The 22,064-nt window shown below is 62.1% G+C and carries 20 protein-coding genes; 5 read left to right on the top strand and 15 right to left on the bottom strand.

The genetic code is table 11. The features are described 5' to 3' along the window. Positions 1-68 precede the first annotated feature (68 nt). Entirely contained in the window at positions 69-1,067 is a 999-nt protein-coding gene (locus ACZ445_RS28540; RefSeq protein ID WP_179029240.1) for a haloacid dehalogenase-like hydrolase, read from the bottom strand. Positions 1,068-1,367: 300 nt separating this feature from the next. Here ACZ445_RS28540 and ACZ445_RS28545 point away from each other — a divergent pair, with 300 nt between their 5' ends. After that, the gene (locus tag ACZ445_RS28545; RefSeq protein ID WP_179029237.1) at positions 1,368-2,759 is read left to right on the top strand and encodes an L-cystine transporter; all 1,392 of its coding nucleotides are present in this window, start codon (positions 1,368-1,370) and stop codon (positions 2,757-2,759) included. Between the two features lie 31 nt (positions 2,760-2,790). On the opposite strand, the gene ACZ445_RS28550 is transcribed toward ACZ445_RS28545, so the two are convergent. The 3 genes from ACZ445_RS28550 to ACZ445_RS28560 all read right to left on the bottom strand — a co-directional run bounded on the left by ACZ445_RS28550 (position 2,791) and on the right by ACZ445_RS28560 (position 3,903). After that, positions 2,791-3,078, bottom strand: coding sequence for a type II toxin-antitoxin system RelE family toxin (locus tag ACZ445_RS28550; protein ID WP_071494502.1), 288 nt, complete (start codon positions 3,076-3,078; stop codon positions 2,791-2,793). Then, entirely contained in the window at positions 3,068-3,307 is a 240-nt protein-coding gene (locus ACZ445_RS28555; RefSeq protein ID WP_071494503.1) for a type II toxin-antitoxin system RelB/DinJ family antitoxin, read from the bottom strand. The genes ACZ445_RS28550 and ACZ445_RS28555 overlap by 11 nt, the downstream gene beginning before the upstream one ends. Before the next feature lie 83 nt (positions 3,308-3,390). Continuing rightward, complete coding sequence (locus ACZ445_RS28560) at positions 3,391-3,903, bottom strand: dihydrofolate reductase (protein ID WP_179029236.1); 513 nt, start codon at positions 3,901-3,903, stop codon at positions 3,391-3,393. Between the two features lie 69 nt (positions 3,904-3,972). Here ACZ445_RS28560 and ACZ445_RS28565 point away from each other — a divergent pair, with 69 nt between their 5' ends. Both ACZ445_RS28565 and ACZ445_RS28570 read left to right on the top strand, forming a co-directional pair. Then, complete coding sequence (locus ACZ445_RS28565; protein ID WP_310862851.1) at positions 3,973-5,343, top strand: DUF2868 domain-containing protein; 1,371 nt, start codon at positions 3,973-3,975, stop codon at positions 5,341-5,343. After that, positions 5,336-6,703 carry a DUF3482 domain-containing protein gene (locus ACZ445_RS28570; RefSeq protein ID WP_310862852.1) on the top strand — a complete coding sequence of 456 codons (1,368 nt, stop codon included), beginning with the start codon at positions 5,336-5,338 and terminating at the stop codon, positions 6,701-6,703. Before ACZ445_RS28565 ends, ACZ445_RS28570 begins: the two co-directional genes overlap by 8 nt. Positions 6,704-6,708: 5 nt before the next feature. On the opposite strand, the gene ACZ445_RS28575 is transcribed toward ACZ445_RS28570, so the two are convergent. The 8 genes from ACZ445_RS28575 to ACZ445_RS28610 all read right to left on the bottom strand — a co-directional run bounded on the left by ACZ445_RS28575 (position 6,709) and on the right by ACZ445_RS28610 (position 16,346). Continuing rightward, entirely contained in the window at positions 6,709-7,242 is a 534-nt protein-coding gene (locus ACZ445_RS28575; RefSeq protein ID WP_058426522.1) for a hypothetical protein, read from the bottom strand. Between the two features lie 92 nt (positions 7,243-7,334). Next, a complete protein-coding gene (locus ACZ445_RS28580) occupies positions 7,335-7,889 on the bottom strand; it encodes a phosphonate degradation HD-domain oxygenase (protein WP_058426521.1) in 555 nt (184 codons plus the stop codon). Then, on the bottom strand, positions 7,886-9,022 hold the full coding sequence (locus ACZ445_RS28585) for a TIGR03364 family FAD-dependent oxidoreductase (RefSeq protein ID WP_464707829.1): 1,137 nt from the start codon (positions 9,020-9,022) through the stop codon (positions 7,886-7,888). The genes ACZ445_RS28580 and ACZ445_RS28585 overlap by 4 nt, the downstream gene beginning before the upstream one ends. A 125-nt stretch (positions 9,023-9,147) precedes the next feature. Continuing rightward, on the bottom strand, positions 9,148-10,170 hold the full coding sequence (locus ACZ445_RS28590) for a putative 2-aminoethylphosphonate ABC transporter substrate-binding protein (protein ID WP_058426519.1): 1,023 nt from the start codon (positions 10,168-10,170) through the stop codon (positions 9,148-9,150). Between the two features lie 18 nt (positions 10,171-10,188). Continuing rightward, a complete protein-coding gene (locus ACZ445_RS28595) occupies positions 10,189-11,895 on the bottom strand; it encodes a putative 2-aminoethylphosphonate ABC transporter permease subunit (RefSeq protein WP_179029755.1) in 1,707 nt (568 codons plus the stop codon). A 1-nt stretch (position 11,896) separates the two neighbouring features. After that, positions 11,897-12,961 (bottom strand): putative 2-aminoethylphosphonate ABC transporter ATP-binding protein, encoded by a 1,065-nt coding sequence (locus ACZ445_RS28600; RefSeq protein WP_464707830.1) that lies wholly within the window; start codon positions 12,959-12,961, stop codon positions 11,897-11,899. Between the two features lie 247 nt (positions 12,962-13,208). Continuing rightward, positions 13,209-14,072: a LysR family transcriptional regulator gene (locus ACZ445_RS28605; protein WP_058426516.1), complete on the bottom strand. Its 864-nt coding sequence runs from the start codon at positions 14,070-14,072 to the stop codon at positions 13,209-13,211. Positions 14,073-14,087: 15 nt separating this feature from the next. Beyond that, on the bottom strand, positions 14,088-16,346 hold the full coding sequence (locus ACZ445_RS28610) for a heavy metal translocating P-type ATPase (RefSeq protein ID WP_464707832.1): 2,259 nt from the start codon (positions 16,344-16,346) through the stop codon (positions 14,088-14,090). Positions 16,347-16,431: 85 nt separating this feature from the next. Here ACZ445_RS28610 and cadR point away from each other — a divergent pair, with 85 nt between their 5' ends. Next, complete coding sequence (gene cadR, locus ACZ445_RS28615) at positions 16,432-16,872, top strand: Cd(II)/Pb(II)-responsive transcriptional regulator (RefSeq protein ID WP_015886388.1); 441 nt, start codon at positions 16,432-16,434, stop codon at positions 16,870-16,872. Positions 16,873-17,010: 138 nt separating this feature from the next. Here cadR and ACZ445_RS28620 read toward each other — a convergent pair whose 3' ends face one another. Continuing rightward, a complete protein-coding gene (locus tag ACZ445_RS28620; RefSeq protein ID WP_071494804.1) occupies positions 17,011-17,844 on the bottom strand; it encodes a thymidylate synthase in 834 nt (277 codons plus the stop codon). Between the two features lie 51 nt (positions 17,845-17,895). Beyond that, the gene (gene lgt / locus ACZ445_RS28625; RefSeq protein ID WP_058426513.1) at positions 17,896-18,708 is read right to left on the bottom strand and encodes a prolipoprotein diacylglyceryl transferase; all 813 of its coding nucleotides are present in this window, start codon (positions 18,706-18,708) and stop codon (positions 17,896-17,898) included. A 212-nt stretch (positions 18,709-18,920) separates the two neighbouring features. Between lgt and ACZ445_RS28630 the strand changes: the two genes are divergently transcribed. Then, a complete protein-coding gene (locus ACZ445_RS28630) occupies positions 18,921-19,667 on the top strand; it encodes an NRDE family protein (RefSeq protein ID WP_058426512.1) in 747 nt (248 codons plus the stop codon). A 108-nt stretch (positions 19,668-19,775) separates the two neighbouring features. Here the strand turns inward: ACZ445_RS28630 and ptsP are convergent, their stop codons facing one another. Further along, entirely contained in the window at positions 19,776-22,055 is a 2,280-nt protein-coding gene (gene ptsP / locus ACZ445_RS28635) for a phosphoenolpyruvate--protein phosphotransferase (RefSeq protein ID WP_058426511.1), read from the bottom strand. Between the last annotated feature and the right edge of the window lie 9 nt (positions 22,056-22,064).

Consider the following 22,064-nt stretch of genomic DNA (forward strand, 5'->3'; position numbering starts at 1 on the left):
TGCATTCTCATGTTGGAACACGGTCAACTGTGGGAGGGGGCTTGCCCCCGATAACAAGCGGCGCGGTGTTACTGGATTTCGTCAGGCTTCACGATCACCCAGTTTTTGTCCGCCGTCACCGGCAACCCTTCCTTGGCCTGCGCCGCGGCGTGCTTGGCGATCATGCCGTTCAACTGGGTCATGTATTTGTCCTTGCGGTTGACCCACAGGTGAATGCCGCCCTTGGCCACGTCCACGTCGTGAAACAGCATGTAGCCATCGCTGGTTGGGGTGTCACCACCCACCAGTACCGGCTTTTTCCATTCGTCGATGTAGGTGAGGATCGCCGCGTGCTTGCCGGCCATCCAGGTCGCCGGGGTCCACAGGTAGGGCGTGAGTTCAAGGCCGAGGTTGGCCTTCTCGTCATACTTGCCGGCGGTGATCTGTTTGCGTGCGGTGGTCAGCTCGCCGGTCTTGCGGTCCTTGAGCAAGGTGGTCACGCCGATGACATTCTCGGGCTTGACGTTGTAGCCGTACTTCGGATCAGCGGCGACCATGCGCACCAACTCTTCGGAAGCGGCGGTCATCACATACACCTCGATGCCGTTTTCCATCAGCTTGTTGTACAGCTCAGCCTGACCGGTGAAGACTTTCGGCGGTTGCACCTCGGACTTCTTAACCGCGTCACCTTCGAAATACGTGACGGGCACGGGCTTGCCGGAGGCCATCAGCTCATCAACCTGCACTTTGAGTTCCTTGAGGGTGAACCCCGAGAACACCTGGGCGACCCACGGGTAGCAGACCATGTCGTCCACTTCGCAGAGGCGGTAGTAGTAGCTGAACAGACTTTCCTTATGGTCAGCGGTGTCCTTGAACGGCATAAGCTTGAGCGACGGATCAAGGCTGTCACGGGTGATCAAGCCCTTGTTTTCCATGTAGGGCAGCAGGGACTCTTCGAGGTCATAGCGGTAGCTGGTGTTGTCCATGTCGAACACCGCGAAATTGCCCTTGTTGGCGTTGGCGGCGATCATTTTGTTCAGTTGCTCGGCGGCCGGGGCCGGCCAGTGTTTCAACTCGGTGGCGGCCATGGTTGGTCCGGCAAGGCCAATGCACAACGCGGCGGCAAACAATCTCGAAGCGAGCTTCATATGCGTTTCTCCCTGAGTGAAAAACATCGACGCTAACAAATCCCTGTGACAGTTATCGCCCGAGCACGACCGCTTGCGTCGTGATCGCGCCAATGGCATGTGCCTGAGCGTCAAAGGCTTATTCCAAAAACGACAGTCACCATTCCATATCGGTATTAAATCAATATATTTCAAGCTGTTAGGCTTTCCGGTTCGCAATCGCAGGCTCGCGCGATTGGCTGCCTTCTCAACGGAGCTTCAATGAATCTGCCCCTGATTCTCAACTTACTGGTGTTCGTGGCCCTGTTGCTGGGCCTGGCACAAACCCGTCGCACAAACTGGAGCCTGGCCAAGAAGGTGCTGTTTGCCCTCGTCCTTGGCGTGGTGTTCGGCACCGTGCTGCACACGATCTACGGTGACGGCAACCCGGTACTCAAGGCCTCCATCGGCTGGTTTGACCTGGTGGGTAACGGTTATGTGCAATTGCTGCAAATGATCGTGATCCCGCTGGTATTCGCGTCGATCCTCAGCGCCGTCGCCCGTCTGCACAACGCCTCGTCCCTGGGCAAGATCAGCTTCCTGACCATCGGCACACTGCTGTTCACCACTGCGATTGCGGCGCTGATCGGTATCGGCCTGACCAACCTGTTCGGCCTCACCGCCGAAGGCCTGGTGGCCGGCACCCAGGAAATGGCGCGCCTGCAAGTGATCCAGAGCGATTACGCGGGCAAGGTCGCCGACCTGAATATCCCGCAACTGCTGCTGTCGTTCGTGCCGGCCAACCCGTTCGCCGACCTGGCCCGAGCCAAGCCGACCTCGATCATCAGCGTGGTGATTTTCGCTGCGTTCCTGGGGGTCGCCGCGCTGCAACTGCTCAAGGATGACGTGGAAAAAGGCCAGAAAGTCCTCAACGCCATCGACACCCTGCAAGCCTGGGTGATGCGCCTGGTGCGCCTGGTAATGAAGCTGACGCCGTACGGCGTATTGGCGCTGATGACCAAAGTGGTCGCCGGTTCCAACCTGCAGGACATCATCAAGCTCGGCAGTTTCGTGGTGGTGTCGTACCTGGCCCTGGGCCTGATGTTCGTGGTGCACGGCCTGCTGCTGTCCCTGGCCGGGATCAACCCGCTGCGCTTCTTCCGCAAGGTGTGGCCGGTGCTGACCTTTGCCTTCACCAGCCGCTCCAGCGCGGCGGCGATCCCGCTGAGCATTGAAGCGCAGACCCGCCGCCTGGGCATCCCGCAGTCCATCGCCGGTTTCGCCGCCTCGTTTGGCGCGACCATCGGCCAGAACGGTTGCGCCGGTCTCTACCCGGCGATGTTGGCGGTGATGGTCGCGCCGACCGTGGGCATCAACCCGCTGGACCCGCTGTGGATCGCGACCCTGGTGGCAATTGTGACCTTGAGTTCGGCAGGCGTTGCCGGCGTGGGCGGTGGCGCAACCTTCGCCGCGCTGATCGTACTGCCGGCCATGGGCTTGCCGGTGTCACTGGTGGCGCTGCTGATTTCCGTAGAGCCACTGATCGACATGGGCCGTACGGCGCTGAACGTAAATGGCTCGATGACGGCCGGTGCGATCACCAGCCAGGTCATGGGGCAGACGGATAAGGCGCTGTTGAATGCCGATGAGCATGCGGAATTAGCGCCGTCATAACGAAATCAGCTAGCAGGGATCTAGCTCCCTGCTAGCTCAACCGATCGGCAGCCTTCCGGTAAACGTCTTCACGCTCACGCTTGTCGACGGCAACGACAAATACCGTAATTTCCTGCTCAATCACTTGATACACCAACCGATAGCCGCTGCTGCGAAGCTTGATCTTGTAGCAATCGGGCAAGCCATGTAGACGGCTGGCTTCAATACGTGGGTTGATCAATATCTCAGCCAGCTTCTTTTTAAACTGTTGGCGAACGGTGTCGCCAAGTTTGTGCCATTCCTTTAAAGCGCGTGCATCGAAGTCAAGTTCATAGGTCATCCAGTGAGACCTTCACTCGCTGAGGCGCAGCCAACCGCTCCCGGACGGTTACGAACAAAGCCTCATCATCTTCAGTCATGAGCACAGGTTTGAAGGGCAACTGGCCGCGCTCTGCCACATACTGCAATGCTTGGCGCATCAATTCCGATGGGGTGACGCCGAGCTTTTCCAACTCGTAATAAGCGCGAGCCTTAAGGTCGTCGTCGATACGTACGTTAATAGAGGCCATGGGGTAGCTCTCACTGTAAAGACATTAGTCATTACGGTGACGCATAATGGCTTCTTCTGCAAGTACGGCTTGTCCGGTTCCGACTAGGCTTTTTCCCAGACTTCAAAGTTGTAAGCAGGCTTATCACCTTCAGCTGGATTCTCCAGATTGGAAACCAACTTCCACTGGCCCCGATCAAACTCCGGAAACCACGCATCCCCCTCCGGGCTCAACGCCACCCGCGTCAAATACAGGCGATCCGCCTGCTCCAGCCCCTGCGCATACAACTGCGCGCCGCCGATCAGCATCAGCTCATCCACGCCCTGCGCCAGCGCCCACGCCTCGGCGCGTTCAACCGCAGCCTCCAGGGACGGAAAAACTTCCGCACCTTCCAGCGCCAGACCGGTCTGACGGCTAACCACCAAGTTCAAGCGCCCCGGCAACGGTCGGCCCAGAGAGTCCCAGGTCTTGCGCCCCATGATGATCGGCTTGCCGAGCGTGGTGGCCTTGAAGTATTTGAAATCCCCCGGCAAATGCCAGGGCATGCTGTTGTCGACGCCGATCACACGGTTTTCACCGAGGGCTGCGATCAGGCTTAAAGGGAGAGTTTTTTTCATGGCGACGAGAATACCAGAGCCCCGAGCCAGGGGTTATGCTCCAGGCTCACAAACACAACAGGACTACGCGTGACTCCTCTGCACTCTCTCTGGCTGACAGAAACCGTGCGCCTGCGCGAAGAACACGCCGGCCCCCTGGAAGACCTGGAAGCCAATCGCCTGGCCCGCTCGGCAGGTGGCGATCTGCCGACGCGTATCCAGCAGCGTGCCCTGCACCTGGCCGAGCGCGATGGGCTCACGACCGCCCTCACCCGCTGGTTGCAAGGCGCACGCCTGGCGCTGGTGCTGCTGGCGGTCATCGCCGTGATCAGCGGCGCGGGCCTGGCCTTTGCTGCGCTGGGCAACGGGCTGGTCCCGGTGAATGTGTTCTGGGCCTTGGGCAGCTTGCTCGGCTTGAACCTGATCCTGCTGATCAGTTGGGCCTTGGGCCTGCTGTATGCCGGCGAACACAGCGCCAGCCTCGGGCGACTGTGGTTATGGCTCAGCGAAAAACTCGCCCGTGACGCCAAGGCTGCGCAGTTGGCGCCCGCACTCCTGCTATTGCTGCAACGCCAGAAACTCAATCGTTGGGCCGTGGGTGTGCTGGTCAACAGCCTGTGGTTGTTGGCGTTGCTCAGCGCCCTGGTGATTCTTCTTACGCTACTCGCCACCCGCCGTTACGGCTTCGTTTGGGAAACCACCATCCTCGGCGCCGACACCTTCGTCGCCGTGACCCAGGCCCTCGGCGCCCTGCCCGCGCTGCTGGGCTTCAATGTACCGAGCGTCGAGATGATCCGCGCCAGCGGCGACTCCGCGCTGAATATCGAAAGCGCCCGCCAAGCCTGGGCCGCTTGGCTGGTGGGCGTGCTGCTGGTCTATGGCCTGCTGCCCCGCTTGATCCTCGCCCTGCTGTGCCTATGGCGCTGGAAGCGTGGGCGCGCCGCGCTGCGCCTGGACCTCAACCTGCCCGGCTACAGCCAATTGCGCGAGCGCCTGATGCCGAGCAGCGAGCGCCTTGGGGTCAACGATGCCGCGCCCGAACAACTGCATCACGTCAGCGGCGGCGTCAGCGAACTGCAGAGCGACGGCGCGCTGCTGGTGGCCATCGAACTGGACGACCAGCACCCCTGGCCGCCCAAACTGGCGCACAACGTGAAGAACGCCGGTATCCTCGACAGCCGCGAATCGCGTAACAAACTGCTGGAACAACTCACGCGCTTCCCGCCCGCACGCCTGGCCATCGCCTGTGATCCGCGCCGCTCGCCGGATCGCGGCAGCCTGGCGCTGATCGCCGAACTCGCCCGCAGCGCCACCGCCACCCGCGTGTGGCTGCTGCAAGCGCCGCCCGGCCAGGCCCTGGACGCCGAACGCCTGGGCGACTGGCATACCGCGCTGCAACAGCTTGAATTGCCCTTTGCCGACTGCGCGCCACTGAACTGGCTGGAGACCGGTCATGACTAAGCCCCTGAAACTCGCCGTGGTCGGCCACACCAATGTCGGCAAGACCTCGCTGCTGCGCACCCTCACGCGAGACGTCGGTTTCGGCGAAGTCTCCCATCGTCCCAGCACCACACGGCATGTGGAAGGCGCGCGCTTGTCGGTCGACGGCGAAGCCTTGCTGGAGCTGTACGACACCCCTGGCCTTGAAGACGCCATCGCCTTGCTCGATTACCTGGAGCGCCTGGATCGCCCAGGCGAACGCCTCGACGGCCCGGCCCGCCTGGCGCGGTTCCTGGAAGGCAGCGAAGCGCGCCAGCGTTTCGAACAAGAGGCCAAGGTGCTGCGCCAACTGCTGGCCTCCGACGCCGGCCTGTATGTGATCGACGCCCGCGAGCCGGTACTGGCCAAGTACCGCGATGAGCTGCAAGTGCTGGCCAGCTGCGGCAAACCGTTGCTGCCGGTGCTCAACTTTGTCAGCAGCAGCGACCACCGCGAGCCGGACTGGCGCGAGGCCCTGGCCCGGCTTGGCCTGCACGCGCTGGTGCGCTTCGACAGCGTGGCACCACCGGAAGACGGCGAACGGCGCCTGTATGAAAGCCTGGCCCTGCTGCTGGAAAACGCACGGCCGCAATTGGAACGGCTGATCCTGGATCAAGAGGCGCAGCGCCAGGCCCGTCAGCAAAGCGCCGCCCGGCTGATCGCCGAATTGCTGATCGACTGCGCCGCCTGCCGCCGCAGTGTGGTCACCGAAGATGAGCAACACGCCATCGGCGACCTGCGCAAAGCCGTACGCCAACGTGAACAAAAGTGTGTGGAAGCGCTGCTCAAGCTATTCGGCTTCCGCCCGCAGGATGCCGCCGCCAGTGACTTGCCGCTGCTGGACGGGCGCTGGGGCGACGACCTGTTCAACCCGGAAACCCTCAAGCAACTCGGCGTGCGCGTCGGTGGCGGGATCGCTGCAGGCGCAGCGGCGGGTGCCGGTGTGGATCTGTTGGTCGGCGGTCTGACCTTGGGCGCCGCCGCCCTGGCCGGCGCCATTGCCGGTGGCGCGCTGCAAACCGCGCGCAGCTATGGCAGCCGGTTGCTGGGCAAGATCAAAGGCCAACGCGAACTCACCGTCGACGACAGCGTGTTGCGCCTGCTCGCCCTGCGCCAACGCCAGTTGCTCAAGGCCCTGGACCTGCGCGGCCATGCGGCGATGCACAGCATCAAGGTCGACACGCCCCAGGACAAAACCTGGCGCGAGGGCAAGTTGCCGGACGCGTTGCACAAAGCCCGCGCCCATCCGCAATGGTCGTCGCTCAACCCTCACCCCAAGCTCAGCCAGGCTGAGCGCCAGGAACTGGTCGAAGCTCTGGCAACCCGGCTCGATGAGACGTGAAGTAATTACAAGTCGTGCCAGTTCAAGGCCAGAAAAGCTGTGCATATCGAGCGGATCAGCTCTTTATCCGCCTTGTCGGCCACACCGTTGCGGTCTACATCGCTGTTGGTAAACGATTCCAGCACCCCGTCGCTGTCGCCGTCATAGGACGCCGCCTTGAACATCAGCGACGTTACGTGCCCCTTTGCTGTGCGCTCATGAAACTCCAGCTTCACCGCATTCGGGCGCCCCGTTTTGCCCAGGTGGTCGACATACAGCGTCAGTGAGCGTCGCAGATGGCAGGCTGGATTGAACCAGTTGAGCGCCAGGAAACTGTTGGCGAACGCCGCCAGCGTGCGTTTATCCAGATCCAGCGTATCCGGTTCGTTGTGCCCCGCCCATTGCACGTCGACCTTGCTATCCGCCGTCATGTCCAGGGCGATCATTTCGTGCATCAGCACGTCAGGGCACCCGGCCTGATGTTGATAGAAGTGCAAAATCACCGTGTCCGGCTGGCCGTTGCCGCACATGTCCCGTGCAGTCGCTTTCAAGTAGCGCATCAGCGTTGCTCCTTTAATTGAAGAAGCAAGCACCTTAGTGACACGCCTGGTGAGGCTCTAGGCGGCGTATCTGCGTTTGGCGTAAGGCCAATCTACTCAGCCAGTAGCCGCGCAGCCTTGGTCTTTAGCACTCCCAGGTTGAGCACCGGCACGTGCACTTCCTTGGCCTGCTCGTCCCAATGACGCATGCGCAGGCTGATCTCGCAGAGCGGATCTTGCTCAAACGCCAAGGCTTCTTCTTGCGTCATCACACCACCCTGGTACTCGAGCGTACGACGACTGGCTTCGCTCAGGCGGGCGTAATAGCCCGGCTGGCTGAAGGTCAGGTAGCGCTTGGCTTGCACGTGATATTCCACCAGCTTGGCCATGCGTTCGCTGAAGCCTGCACGACGCAGGTAATCGGCGCCGAGCCGCTCATGGCTGACCACGCCATAGCCGCCCATGTTGTCGCTGCCCTCGCCGCACAAGTGCCCGATATCGTGGAAAAACGCCGCCAGCACCACTTCATCATCGAAGCCTTCGGCCATGGCCAACTGCGCGGCCTGGGACATGTGCTCGATCTGCGACACCGGTTCGCCGATGTAATCCGCTGTGCCGCGTTGTTCGTACAAGCCGAAGACTTCGGCGATGGTCTGTTCCAGGTTCATCGCGCGGCGCCCCACAGGCTGGTGATATTGCGTTCGGCCATCGCCGGCCCCACGCTCATGCCCACACCCGTGTGCATCAACGCTGCGCTCACGCCCGGCGCCGCCCGCAGGAACGAAAACGGCCCCGGCCCGCGCGAGCCGTACACACCCTGCCAGCGCTCCACCACCTGGATCTTGCACCCAAGGGTCTGCTCGGCCAACTCGATCATCCAGTCATCGACCTGCTCGGCATTGAACGGCGATGCATCGCTGCCGTAGTCATGGGAGTCACCGATGATCAGTTCGCCATGGGGCGTCGGGCTGATCAGCAGATGGATGCCGTGTTCGTGCAGGTGTGGCGCTTCACGCAGGATCTGCGCCTGCACCGGCGCGGCTTCCGGCAAGTCGGCAAAGGCGCCGTAATGCACGCAACTCAAGCCGGTGAGCAAGGCGTGTTGCAGGTTCAAGTTGGCCGCGGGCCTGGCGCGCAGCATTTGCAGGCGGCAGATGCTCGGGTTGAGTTCGGCCATCGCTTCGGCCAGCAGGGTCTGGTAGTCGTGGCCGGAGCACACGATGATCTGCTCACCGCGAAAACTGCCCGCTGTGCTATGCAACTGGCCTGGTTCAACGTCGCGCACCAGGGTGGAGAAGTAGAACTCCACGTTCAGCTCTTGCGCCAGGTAGTTGATCAGCGCCGGGACCGCTTCACGCGAATACAACTGCTGGTCATCCTTGCCGTGCAGCGCAGCGCGGTGATGGCGGAACTGGCCGCCGTACAGGTCCTTCATCGCTGCGCCTTGCAACAGGTCGACGTTGTAGCCGTGTTCCTGCGCACGGCCAGCGCAGAACGCTTCCAGCAGATGCTCTTCGGCTTCGGTGCGGGCGAACAGGTAGGCGCCGTTGCGCTTGAGTTGCAGCCCGGCCACCTGCGCCCAATGGCCCCAGATTTCGCGGCTTTCACGCGCCAGATCGAGCATCGGCCCCGGCGGTTGGCCGGTCACCAGCGCCTGGCCGAAGTTGCGCACCGAAGCGCCCAGGGGCGTGGCGCTGCGTTCGAAGACCTTGACCTTGAGGCCGCGCCTGGCGGCGGCAAAGGCGTGGGACAGGCCGAGGATGCCGGCGCCGATGATCAGCAGGTCGCTGTGGTGTGTCATATCGTGATGTCCTGTTTTGCAGACCGCCATCGGGGGCAAGCCCCCTCCCACGCTGACGGCATTCACAAATCGAAATGTGGGAGGGGGCTTGCCCCCGATAAGGCCAGTAGCCCTAACGAAAAACCTTACTGACCGGCAACCTTCTCCGACTTGCCGTCATAACGCTTGCGCCACTCAGTCAGGATGCTGTCGCGGTTCTTCGACGCCCAGGCAAAGTCGTTCTTGATCAAGCGCTGCTCGTAGTCGGCCGGCAATTCGGTTTGCGGCTTGGCGATGCCCGGCTGGGCGAGCACGGCAAAGTTGTCCTTGTACAGGTCCATGGCCGCCGGGCTGGCCGAGAAGTCGGCGAGCTTCTGCGCGGCGTCCTTGTGCGCGGTGCCTTTGATCACGGCGGTGGCTTCGATGTCCCAGCCCAGGCCTTCCTTCGGCAGGATGATGTCCAACGGCGCGCCCTGGCGTTTCAGCTGTACAGCCGGGTACTCAAACGAAATGCCGATCGGGAACTCACCAGAAGCCGCCAGCTTGCACGGCTTGGAGCCGGAGTGAACGTACTGGCCGATGTTCTGGTGCAGGTCGTCCATGTACTGCCAGCCTTGCTTCTCGCCGAAGGTCTGCAACCAGGCGCTGACATCCAGGAAACCGGTCCCGGACGAGGCCGGATTGGGCATGACGATCTTGCCCTTGTACTCAGGCTTGGTCAGGTCCTGCCAGCTCACCGGCTTGGTCAGCCCCTGTTTCTCGGCTTCGACGGTGTTGAAGCAGAGGGTCGCGGCCCATATGTCCATGCCGACCCAGGCCGGAGGGTTGGCGGCGTCGCGGTAGTGCTTGCCGATCTTGTCCAGGTCCTTCGGCGCGTAGTTGTCCAGCATGCCTTGCTGGTCGAGGATCGCCAGGCTGGACGCGGCCAGGCCCCAGACTGCGTCAGCTTGCGGGCGGTCTTTCTCGGCCAGCAGCTTGGCGGTGATGATGCCGGTGGAATCGCGCACCCACTTGATCTCGACGTCGGGGTTAGCCTGTTCAAAGGCCTTTTTGTAAGTCTTCAATTGCTCGGCTTCGAGGGCCGTGTACACGGTCAACTCGGTCTTGGCGAAGGCATTCAGGCTGAATGCAGTCAGTACGGCAGCGACCAGCGCCAGGGGCTTGAACATGGAACACCTCCTTCAGGATTATTGGCCGGGCGCGGTCTGGCGCCAGGCTTGGGAGCGGCGCAGTGCGCCACGTGAGGCCCACGCCAGCAGCAGCGAGACGCCGGCCGAAGTGAACAGGATCAGGGTCGACATCGCCGCCGCACCGCCCACGTTGCCGGCATCGTCCATGTTCAACACGGCAACGGCGGCGAGGATGGTGTCGGGGCTGTAGAGGAAGATCGCGGCGGACACGGTGGTCATCGCCGACACGAACAGGTAGCGCACAATGTCCAGTAGCGCCGGCAGGCAGATCGGCACCGTCACTTTCAGGTAGTGGCGGTACAGCGGCGCCTTGAGCGACAGCGCGGCGGCTTCGAACTCGGCGTCCAGCTGGCGCAGCGCCGTGGTGGCGGTCATCTGGGCGGTGGTCAAATAGTGCGCAATGGTGCACACCACCAGCAGGGTCATGGTCCCGTAGAACACATGCAGCGGGTTGCCGTTGAGGTTGAAAAAGAACACGTAGCCCAGGCCCAGCACCAGGCCCGGCACGGCCATCGGCACGAAGCTGAGCATGCGCAGGGCCAGGTTGAGGCCCTTCTGGCCCTTGGTTTTTTCCATCAGGTAGGCGCCGGTGAAGATCAGCACGCTGCCGATCAACGCGGTGCACAGGGCCAGGGTCAGGCTGTTGCGATAGGCCAGCCAACCGCCACCCGCCGTGTCTTCGAACTGGTAATGGTTGAGGGACAGCGACAGGTTGTACGGCCAGAATTTCACCAGCGAGGAGTACACCGCCATGCCGAACACCAGCAGCAACACCGCGCAGATCAGCAGCACGATGGCCAGGTAACAGGCGTCTCTCAGGCGCGAGGGCACCGGTTGAAACACTTGTGCACGGCCGCTCATCGAATCGCCGTGACGGCGGCGCAGCCAGGCATCCACCCCAAAGCTGAACAGCGCCGGCAGCAGCAACACCATACCGATCAGCGCACCGCGCCCGAACTGCTGCTGGCCGACCACGGCCTTGTAGGCTTCCAGGGCCAGCACCTGATAATCGCCACCCACCACCACGGGCACGCCGAAGTCGGTGATGGTCAGGGTGAACACCAGGCAAAACGCGGCGAATACCGCCTGGCGCGTGGCCGGCCAGGTAATGCTGCGAAACGCCCGGGCCGGGCTGGCGCCCATGCTGGAGGCGGCATCGAACAGGCGTGCGTCCGCCAGGGACAGCGCCGACAGCAGAATCATCAAGGCATGTGGGAAGGTGTAGATCACCTCCCCCAGCACAATGCCCCAGAAACCGTAGATATTCTCCGAGAGCAACCCACGCAACATGCCCTGGTTGCCGAACAGGTAGACCAGCGCAATGCCCGGCAGCATCGACGGCGCCATCAGCGGCAGCAGCGACATGCCGCGCCAGATCGCCTTGCCGGGAATCAAGGTGCGTTGCAGGGCGTAGGCAAACAGGTAAGCCAGCGGTACGACAAGGGCCGCAACGCTTAGAGAGACTTTCAGGCTATTGCCCAGCAGCCAATGGAAGTTGGCGCTGGTCACCAGCTCCCGCGCCGCCACCAGGCCACCGCCCTGCCCGGCCTCGCTGCTGAAACCGCGCCAGAAGATCGCCAGCAACGGCATCAAGACAGCGAGGCCCAGCAGCAACAGCCACAGCAGTTTGCCGCCGACGACAAAAATGCGGTCGCCGGTTTCGGCCCGGGAAACCTGGCGTGGCAGCGTCATCACAGCGGCCATCTCAGGCAAACACCTGCAGGCTGCGCGGCGGCAAGGCCACCCAGATGTCCTGTGCACCCAGGCGCGGCATGGCTTCCGGGGCCAGTTCGGCGAGCAGCGGGTGGCCGGGCAATTGCTCCAGCTCAAAGCTCATACGGCAGCGGTTGCCGAGGAAGGTGATCTCGCGGACCTTGGCCGGGAACAGGTTTTCTTCATGCACCACCGGGTTGACGCTGATCGCCTCCGGACGGCAGAACAGGCGGCCGGACTTGGCCACGCCGGCATCCTCGGCCAGGCGCATGTTCATCCCGCCGACCTGGGCGTGGCTGGCACTGTTGCGGCTGAACGGCAGCCAATTGCCCTGGCCGACAAACTCCGCCACGAACGGCGTGGCCGGGCGGTCGTAGATCTCCTGCGGCGTGGCGTATTGCTCGACCTTGCCGTTGTTCATCACAGCGATGCGGTCGGCCATCAGCATGGCTTCGTCCTGGTTGTGGGTGACCATCAGCGTGGTGATGCCCAGACGACGTTGCAGTTGGCGCAGCTCGGTGCACAGATGCTCACGCACGCGGGCGTCGAGGGCCGACATCGGTTCGTCCAGCAATAACAATGAAGGCGCGGGCGCCAAGGCACGCGCCAAAGCGACGCGCTGCTGCTGGCCGCCAGACAACTGGCCGGGGTATTTCTTTTCGCTGCCGACCAGGCCCACCAGTTCAAGCATCTGTCCGACGCGCTGGCGCACTTCATCGCGACCACTGCCGGTGAGGCCGTAGCCGATGTTCGCTTCAACGGTGAGGTTGGGAAACAACGCGTAGGACTGGAACAAAATGCCGTAGTCCCGGGCCTGAGGCGGCAGCCGGGACACATCGCGGTTGCCCAAATACAGCTCGCCACTGTCCTGGCGTTCCAGGCCGGCGATGCAGCGCAGCAAAGTGGTCTTGCCGCAACCGGACGGGCCCAGCAGGCACACCAGCTCGCCGGCGGCGACGTCCAGCGATACGTTATCCAGCGCGGTAAACGCGCCGAAGCGTTTCTGGATACCACGCACCCTCATGGGCGCGCCGGGTTGGGTCAGGGCTGTGTTCATGCAAGGCACCTCATCGAACGGATGAAGGCCATGCTAGGGGGGCAATGCGTCCCTGGTGTGGCAGAAAGGCAAAACCCGGTGATAGTGGTATTCGTGGATTTGGGTAGGGCTCTCAGCGGTGAGTTGCCTGGTCTATCGCTATCGGGGTGTAGCCCCCTCCCACATTAGACCCCGTTCTCATGTTGGAACTCGGTCAAGTGTGGGAGGGGGCTTGCCCCCGATTGACCCTCAAGGCGATCACCACGCTTCAGAGCGGCGACATTTCCCGCGCCAACCCCAGAAACGCCGCCGGCAGGCGAGCACTTTTCCGTTCTTTGAGGCAGTACAGATACTCCGGAATCTGCGGCGCATTCTCGATAGTCAGCACGCGCAATTGCGGGTCATGGGGCACTTCCTGGCGAGCGATGATACTGATGCCAATGTTGCGCAACACCGCTTCACGGATCGACTCGCGGCTGCCAATTTCCAGCAAGGGGCCGTAGCTCACGTTGGCGCTTTGCAAGAGTTCTTCAGTCAGGCGCCGCGTGGTTGAGCCCGCCTCGCGCATCAACAATGTGTGCCCGGCCAACGCGCTGAGCGGCACATGATCGAGCTTGGCCAGGGGATGGTTGCGGTGCACCGCCAGCACCAGCGGGTCGGTGCCCAGCACACGGCGAATCAGCCGTGGGTCCTCCAGCAGTTGCGAGGAGGCGGCGACGTCAACACGGTAATCGTCCAAGGCTTCGAGCACCTGCTGGGAGTTACCGATTTCCACCGACACTTCCACCTGCGGCAGGCGTTCACGAAAGGCTTTGACCAGGTCGAGGATGTAGTACGGCGCCGTCGCGGCGATCCTCAGGGCGCCCTGAACCTGGCCGTTGTTGCGCAGGAAGAACTCGATGTCGGCTTCCTGCTGCAACAGCGCCTTGACCATCGGCAGCAGCCGCGCGCCCTCGTCGCTGACGGTGAGGCGACGCCCGCCACGGTAGAACAGCTCAACACCGTATTGGCTTTCCAGGTTACGGATCTGGGTGGTGACCGTGGGTTGGCTCAGGCCGAGTTTTTTCGCCGCCTGGGTAATGCTGCCCAGGCGGGCGACCATGAAAAAGGCCTTTAACTCGGCACTCAGCACACCACCCTCTCATCTCTATTTGCGCAACAGGCGCAGGCCATTGAACACCACCAGCAGGCTCACGCCCATGTCGGCGAACACCGCCATCCACATGGTCGCCATGCCCAGGAACGTGACCGCCAGGAAGATCGCCTTGATCACCAGCGCCAGGGCGATGTTCTGCTTGAGGATACTCGACGTCTGCCGCGACAGACGAATGAAAGCCGGAATCTTGCGCAAGTCATCGTCCATCAGCGCCACGTCAGCGGTCTCGATGGCCGTGTCGGTGCCCGCTGCGGCCATGGCAAAGCCGATCTCGGCGCGGGCCAGGGCCGGGGCGTCGTTGATGCCGTCGCCAACCATGCCAACGCGGTGGCCTTGGCCGTAGAGGGTTTCGATGGCTTGCAGCTTGTCGGTGGGCAACAGGTCACCCTGGGCCTGGTCGATGCCGACCTGGGCGGCAATCGCCTGGGCGGTGTGGGTGTTGTCACCAGTGAGCATCAGGGTCTTGATGCCCAGTTCGTGCAACTGCTGGATGGCTTCGCGGCTGCTGTCCTTGACCGTGTCGGCCACGGCGAACAGCGCTAACGGGCCGGATTTGTCGAGCAGCAACACCACGGACTTGCCTTGTTTTTCCAGCGCGAAGAGTTTCTCTTCCAGCTCCGGCGAGCACAGGCCCAGGTCTTCCACCAGGCGGTGGTTGCCCAGGTGGTAGGTTTCGCCGTTGATCTCGCCGCGTACGCCGCGACCGGCCAGCGCCGCGAAGTTATCCACAACGTGAGTGGGCAGGTTTTTATCCACAGACGCGTTGGCGATGGCCAGTGACACCGGGTGATCGGAACGCCCCGCCAGGCTGGCGGCCAATGCCGGTGCGCTGTCTTCGACGTTGGGGAACAGCGCGAGGTAATCGGTTTGCACCGGTTTTCCGTGGGTGATGGTGCCGGTCTTGTCGAGGGCCAGGTAGTCGAGCTTGTAACCGCCCTCCAGGTACACGCCGCCCTTGATCAGGATGCCTTTGCGCGCCGCTGCCGCGAGGCCGCTGACGATGGTCACCGGGGTGGAAATCACCAATGCACACGGGCAGGCGACCACCAGCAGCACCAGTGCACGGTAGATCCAGTCGAACCAGGCGCCGGCCATGAACAGCGGTGGGATCAACGCCACGCCCAGGGCAAACAGGAACACCGCCGGGGTGTAGATCTTCGAGAAGCTGTCGACGAACCGCTGGGTCGGAGCTCTTGCGCCCTGGGCCTGTTCCACGGCATGGATGATGCGCGCCAGGGTGGAGTTGTTGGCGGCTGCAGTGACTTTATATTCCAGGGAGCCGGCCTGGTTGATGGTGCCGGCGAAGACTTTGTCACCCACCGTCTTTTCGATCGGCAGGCTTTCACCGGTGATCGGCGCCTGGTCGATGGTGGATTGGCCAGCGGTGACTTCGCCATCCAGGCCGATGCGCTCGCCAGGCTTTACCCGCACGATGGCGCCAAGATCGATACTCTTGACCTCTTGTTCAGCCCAAGACCCATCAGCCTGCTGCACGGTGGCCTGCTCGGGCGTCATCTGCATCAAGCCGCTGATCGCATTGCGCGCACGGTCCAGGGATTTGGCCTCAATCAACTCAGCCACGGTGAACAGGAACATCACCATCGCCGCTTCCGGCCACTGGCCAATCAGGATCGCACCGGTCACCGCGATGCTCATCAAGGCATTGATGTTCATGTTGAGGTTTTTCAGGGCAATCCAGCCCTTTTTATAGGTGGTGAGGCCGCCGCTGAGGATCGACACCAGCGCAACGATGGCAATCACCCAGGTCGGTGCGGCGTTGGTGAAGTGCAGCACTTCCGCCCCCAACGCGCCGATGCCGGACAACGCCAGCGGCCACCAGCGTTTCTTGGCGGGCGGTTCGGCGGCGGGGGTGCCTTCTTCGATGGGATCGGCCTGCATGCCCAAGGACTTGATGGCGTCGATGATCGGTGCGGTCGTCGGCAGGACGTGGGTGACGCCGAGGATGCGGTTGATCAGGTTGAATTCCAGTTGCTGCACACCCGCAAGCTTGCCCAGTTTGTTCTGGATCAGCGTCTGCTCGGTGGGGCAGTCCATGGCTTCGATGCGGAAGGTGCTCAGCCGCGAGCCGGCAGTGGGCGCTTCGCTCAATTGCACCAACGCCGGGGCCGGCGTGCCGGAACAGCAGGAGCCGCCGCGGCCGTGGTCATGCACAGGCGTGAGTTTTTTCGGACCATGGTCGTGGTCGTGATCATGCTCGTGTTTATGCGGGGTGTGGATGGAATCGCTCATTCTGTCGCGTCCGTAAAGGTGCCTGTTGCCAAGTAAAGACCCTGTAGCCACTATAGGGTCAAGCACCCATTTGGAGATTGTTACGATGAAAATCGGCGAACTGGCCAAACTGACCGACTGCCCGGTGGAAACCATCCGTTACTACGAGAAGGAAGGCCTGCTGCCGCCGCCGGCGCGCACCGATGCCAACTACCGCGTGTACACCCAGGCGCACACCGAGCGGCTGGTGTTTATCCGCAATTGTCGCAGCCTGGACATGACCCTGGAAGAAATCCGCAGCCTGCTGGGGCTTCGGGACAGCCCCCAGGACCAGTGCGAAAACGTGAATGCGTTGATCGACGAGCATATCCACCATGTGAAAGCGCGGATCGATGGGCTGTTGGCGTTGCAGGAGCAATTGCTGGACTTGCGCCAACGCTGTGGCGGCGGGGACCATTGTGGGATTTTGCAGCAACTGGAGGTCAGCGGAGGTGTTGCCGCCAGCGAGGCCGAGCCCTCACATGTGGGCAGAAGCCACGGCCATTAACTCAGCGAACACGGTTCAAATGTGGGAGGGGGCTTGCCCCCGATGGGGGGCTCCCGCCACCCAATACCTAGCTGATCCACCGCTATCGGGGGCAAGCCCCCTCCCACACAAGCCCACGCCTTAAGCCCAGGACAGCCTTCAGATGGCGACGTCGGCCTTGATGCTTGGGTCGGCGTCGTAACCCACGATCTCGAAGTCTTCGAACTTATAGTCGTAGATCGACGCAGGTTTGCGCTTGATCACCAGTTCCGGCAGCTTCTTCGGCGTGCGCGCCAGTTGGGTGCGGATCTGTTCCATGTGGTTGCTGTAGGCGTGGGTGTCGCCGGTGGTGACGATGATCTCGTGAGGGATCAGGTCGCACTGCTGGGCCAGCATATGGGTGAGCAGCGCCAGCGCGGCGGTGTTGTACGGCAGGCCGAGGAATACATCGGAGCTGCGAATATACAACTGCATCGACAGGTGACCGTCGTGCACGAACGCCTGGTACAGCAGGTGGCACGGTGGCAGGGCTTGCTTGCCGTTGCGCGCGTTTTCCTGCGGGCTCTGGGTTTCGTCGGGCAGGTACTCGACGTTCCAGCCGTGGAACAGGATGCGGCGGCTGTTGGGGTTGGTCTTGAGGGTGTGGACCATGTAGTCGATCTGGTTGATCGTGCCGCCGTCCTTGGTTGGCCAGGCGGTCCACTGTTCGCCGTACACCGGGCCAAGGTCACCCTCTTCGGTGGCCCACTCGTCCCAGATGCGCACGCCGTTTTCGTTGAGCCACTTGATGTTGGTGTTGCCGCTCAACATCCAGATCAGCTCGTTGGCGATGCTTTTGAAGTGAAGCTTCTTGGTGGTCAGCAGCGGGAAGCCGTCGGCCAAGTTATGCCGATACTGACGGGCAAATACGGCCTTGGTGCCGGTGCCGGTGCGATCGCCCTTGGTCAATCCATTGGTCACGACGTCGTTCAGTAGTTCGAGATATTGCTTCATGTTGGTACCCGTATCGTTGAAGCCCGGACCATACGGCCCGGGCATTCGAATTTAAAGCGCGGTGTTCTTCAAAGGTTGCGGGCGGTTGTACGCCCACCACAGCAAGCCCAGGCCGCCGATGATCATCGGCAGGCTGAGGATCTGGCCCATGGTCACCCAACCGAACGCCAGGTAGCCCAGTTGCGCATCCGGTACGCGCACGAACTCGACGATAAAGCGGAAGATCCCGTAGAACAGCGCAAACATGCCGGAAACCGCCATGGTCGGGCGCGGTTTGCGCGAGAAAATGTAGAGGATAAGGAACAGTGCCACGCCTTCCAACGCGAACTGGTAAAGCTGCGATGGGTGGCGCGGCAATTGCGCCGGGTCGCTGAACGGCGGGAACACCATGGCCCACGGTACGTCGGTCGGCTTGCCCCACAACTCGGCGTTGATGAAGTTGCCGATACGCCCGGCGCCCAGGCCGATCGGCACCATCGGCGCGACGAAGTCCATCAACTGGAAGAACGACTTGCCGTTACGGCGACCGAACCACCAGGCGGCGATCATCACACCGATGAACCCACCGTGGAACGCCATGCCGCCCTTCCACACTTCGAAGATCAGTGTCGGGTTGGCGATATACGCCGAAAGATCGTAGAACAGCACATAGCCGAGTCGCCCACCGACAATCACCCCCATCGACAACCAGAAAATCAAGTCGGAGAGTTTCTCCTTGGTCCAGGTCGGGTCGAACCGGTTCAGGCGTCGGGAGGCCAGAAACCAGGCACCGCCGATGCCGATCAGGTACATCAACCCATACCAGTGGATTTTCAGCGGACCGATGGCCAGGGCCACCGGGTCGATCTGCGGGTAAGGCAGCATTGCGACTCCTCGTTAAATCATTCGTTAGGCGTGCGGACCATGCCGGTGTGCGATTAAGCCTGCGTTACAGCCGCTGTTTCAAATTAAGAAGTTCACACGCACCGAAACGCCAGGCATGTTAACGGATGGAAGGCGTGCCGCCCAACTTCGATACGATGGAACGCCTGCCGCTGTATGAGTAGAGTGACAAAAAACACAAAAGGGATCGCCTGATGTGCCTGATTGTTTTTGCCTGGCGGCCGGGCCACGCCCAGCCGCTGATCGTCGCGGCCAACCGTGATGAGTTCTATGCCCGCCCCAGCCTGCCGCTGGCCCAGTGGCCGGATGCGCCAGAGGTGTACGCCGGCCGTGACCAGGAAGCCGGTGGCACCTGGCTGGGCGTGAATGCCGAAGGGCGCTTTGCCGCCCTGACCAATATCCGCGACCCGCATCAGCCGCCGGCCCGTAGGTCACGGGGGGAGTTGGTGGCGCGTTTTCTCAACGGTTCGCTGCCGGTTGAAGAATATTTAGCCGACGTTAACGGCCGTTCGATTGAGTATGCCGGGTTCAATCTGCTGGTGGGCACGCGGGATGAGTTGTGGCATTACAACGCTAATCACAACGAGCCGACGCGGCTGGCGGCCGGGGTATATGGATTATCCAATGCGGGGCTGGATACGCCGTGGCCCAAGTTGCTCAAGGCCAAGGCGGCGTTGAGCGAAGTATTGGCGGACCCGCAGCCGGAGGCCTTGCTGGAAATCCTGAACGATCCGCAGACGGCACCGTTTGCCGATTTGCCGGATACCGGCGTGGGGTTGGCGACGGAGAGCCTGCTGTCGAGCGTGTTTATTGCCAGCCCGAGTTACGGGACACGGGCAAGTACGGCATTGATCGTGAATGCCGACGGGACGCGGCGAATGGTGGAGCGCAGTTTCGGGCCGCATGGCGGGCGGCTGGGCGAAGTCGAAATCAACCTATAACCACACCGAAACCCAATGTGGGAGGGGGCTTGCCCCCGATAGCGATGTATCAGTTAAATGTCTTTTGACTGATACCCAGCAATCGTGGGCAAGCCCCCTCCCACATTTTTAAAGGGTTTTGGCAGAAGCCGGGTTGATCATCCGGGTCAGCCCCAGGTTCTTCAGGGCCAACTGCAACGAGCTGTGGATAACTTGCGGATTATCGATGGTCATCAACTCCGCCAACAGCTCCTTGGCCATGCTCAGTTCAACCTGGCGCAGCATCCACTTCACCTTCGGCAAGTTGGTGGCGTTCATCGACAAGCTGTCAAAGCCCATCGCCATCAACAACACTGCCGCCGCCGGGTCACCAGCCATTTCACCGCAGATGCTCACCGGCTTGCCTTCGGCATGGGCGTCGCGCACAACGTGTTGCAGGGCTTGCAGCACAGCCGGGTGCAGGTAGTCGTAGAGGTCGGCCACCCGTGGGTTGTTACGGTCCACAGCCAGCAGGTATTGAGTCAGGTCGTTGGAACCCACTGACAGGAAGTCCACCTGCCGTGCCAGCTCCTTGGCCTGGTACACCGCCGCCGGGATTTCGATCATCACACCAATCGGCGGCATCGGTACGTCGGCGCCTTCGTCGCGTACTTCGCCCCAGGCGCGGTGGATAAGATGCAACGCCTCTTCCAGCTCATGGGTGCCGGAGATCATCGGCAGCAGGATACGCAGGTTGTTCAGGCCTTCGCTGGCCTTGAGCATGGCGCGGGTCTGTACCAGGAAGATTTCCGGGTGGTCGAGGGTGACGCGAATGCCGCGCCAGCCGAGGAACGGGTTGTCTTCTTTGATCGGGAAATACGACAGTGACTTGTCGCCGCCGATGTCCAGGCTGCGCATGGTCACCGGCAACGGGTGGAAGGCCTGCAGTTGCTCGCGATAAATCGCCAGCTGCTCCTTCTCACTCGGGAAACGCTGGTTGATCATGAACGGCACTTCAGTGCGGTACAGCCCCACCCCTTCAGCGCCGCGCTGTTGCGCACGGGCCACGTCAGCCAGCAGGCCGGTGTTGACCATCAACGGTACACGATGGCCATCAGTCGTCACGCACGGCAGTTCGCGCAATGAATCAAGGCCCTGCGCCAGTTGCTTCTCTTCCTCAACCACTTCGGCGTATTGCTTGCGTAGTACTTCGCTGGGGTTGGTGAACACTTCACCGCGATGGCCATCGACGATCATGTCGATACCATCCACCTTGGAATACGGCAGGTCCACCAGGCCCATCACCGTCGGGATGCCCATGGCTCGGGCCAGGATCGCGACGTGGGAGTTACCCGAACCCAGCACCGAGACCAGGCCCACCAGTTTGCCTTCCGGCACTTCGCCCAGCTGGGTCGCCGTCAGTTCTTCACTGACCAGGATAGTCTTGGCGGGGAAGACCATGTTGGTAGTGCGATCTTCCTGCAGGTACGCCAGCAGACGGCGACCAAGGTCGCGCACATCCGAGGCCCGTTCGCGCAGGTAGGCGTCGTCCATCAGTTCGAAACGGTTGACGTGATCGGTGACCACCTGGCGCAGCGCGCCCTGGGCCCACTGGCCGGTCTTGATCACGGTCTTGACTTCATTACCCAGCGACGCGTCGTCGAGCATCATCTGGTATACGTCGAACAGCGCGCGCTCTTCGGGGCGCAGTTGTGTGGCCAGCTTGGTCGACAGGTTGCGCATGTCGGCGCGCACGCCTTCCAGGGCGGTCTTGAACAGTTTGATTTCAGCGTCAATGTCGGTGACGGTCTTGTCTGGCACCACGTCCAGATCTGCCGGTGGCAACATGACCACCGCCGTACCGACCGCCGCGCCCGGTGAACCCGGCACGCCAACGAACTTGGCTTCCTGGATGCCCTTGCCCTCACGCCCCAGGCCGCGAATCGAGCCGGTGGCTTCGGCGTGGGCAATAACCCCGGCGAGCTGCGCGCTCATGGTCACGAGGAAGGCCTCTTCACCCTCGTCGAACTGACGGCGCTCTTTCTGCTGGATGACCAACACGCCGACGACGCGGCGGTGGTGAATGATCGGCGCACCGAGGAACGAGGCGTAGCGCTCTTCACCGGTTTCGGCAAAGTAGCGATAACGCGGGTGATCGGCCGCGTTTTCAAGGTTCAGGGGTTCTTCACGCGTCCCCACCAGGCCCACCAGACCTTCATTGGGCGCCATGCTGACCTTGCCGATGGAGCGCTTGTTCAAGCCCTCCGTGGCCATCAGCACAAAACGGTTGGTCTCGGGGTCCAGCAGGTAAACCGAGCAGACCTGGCTGCCCATGGCTTCCTTGACGCGCAACACAATAATCCCCAACGCCGCCTTGAGATCCTTGGCGGAGTTAACTTCCTGGACGATCTTGCGCAGCGTATTGAGCATGGCTCGGGG

Source organism: Pseudomonas allii (assembly GCF_055380095.1).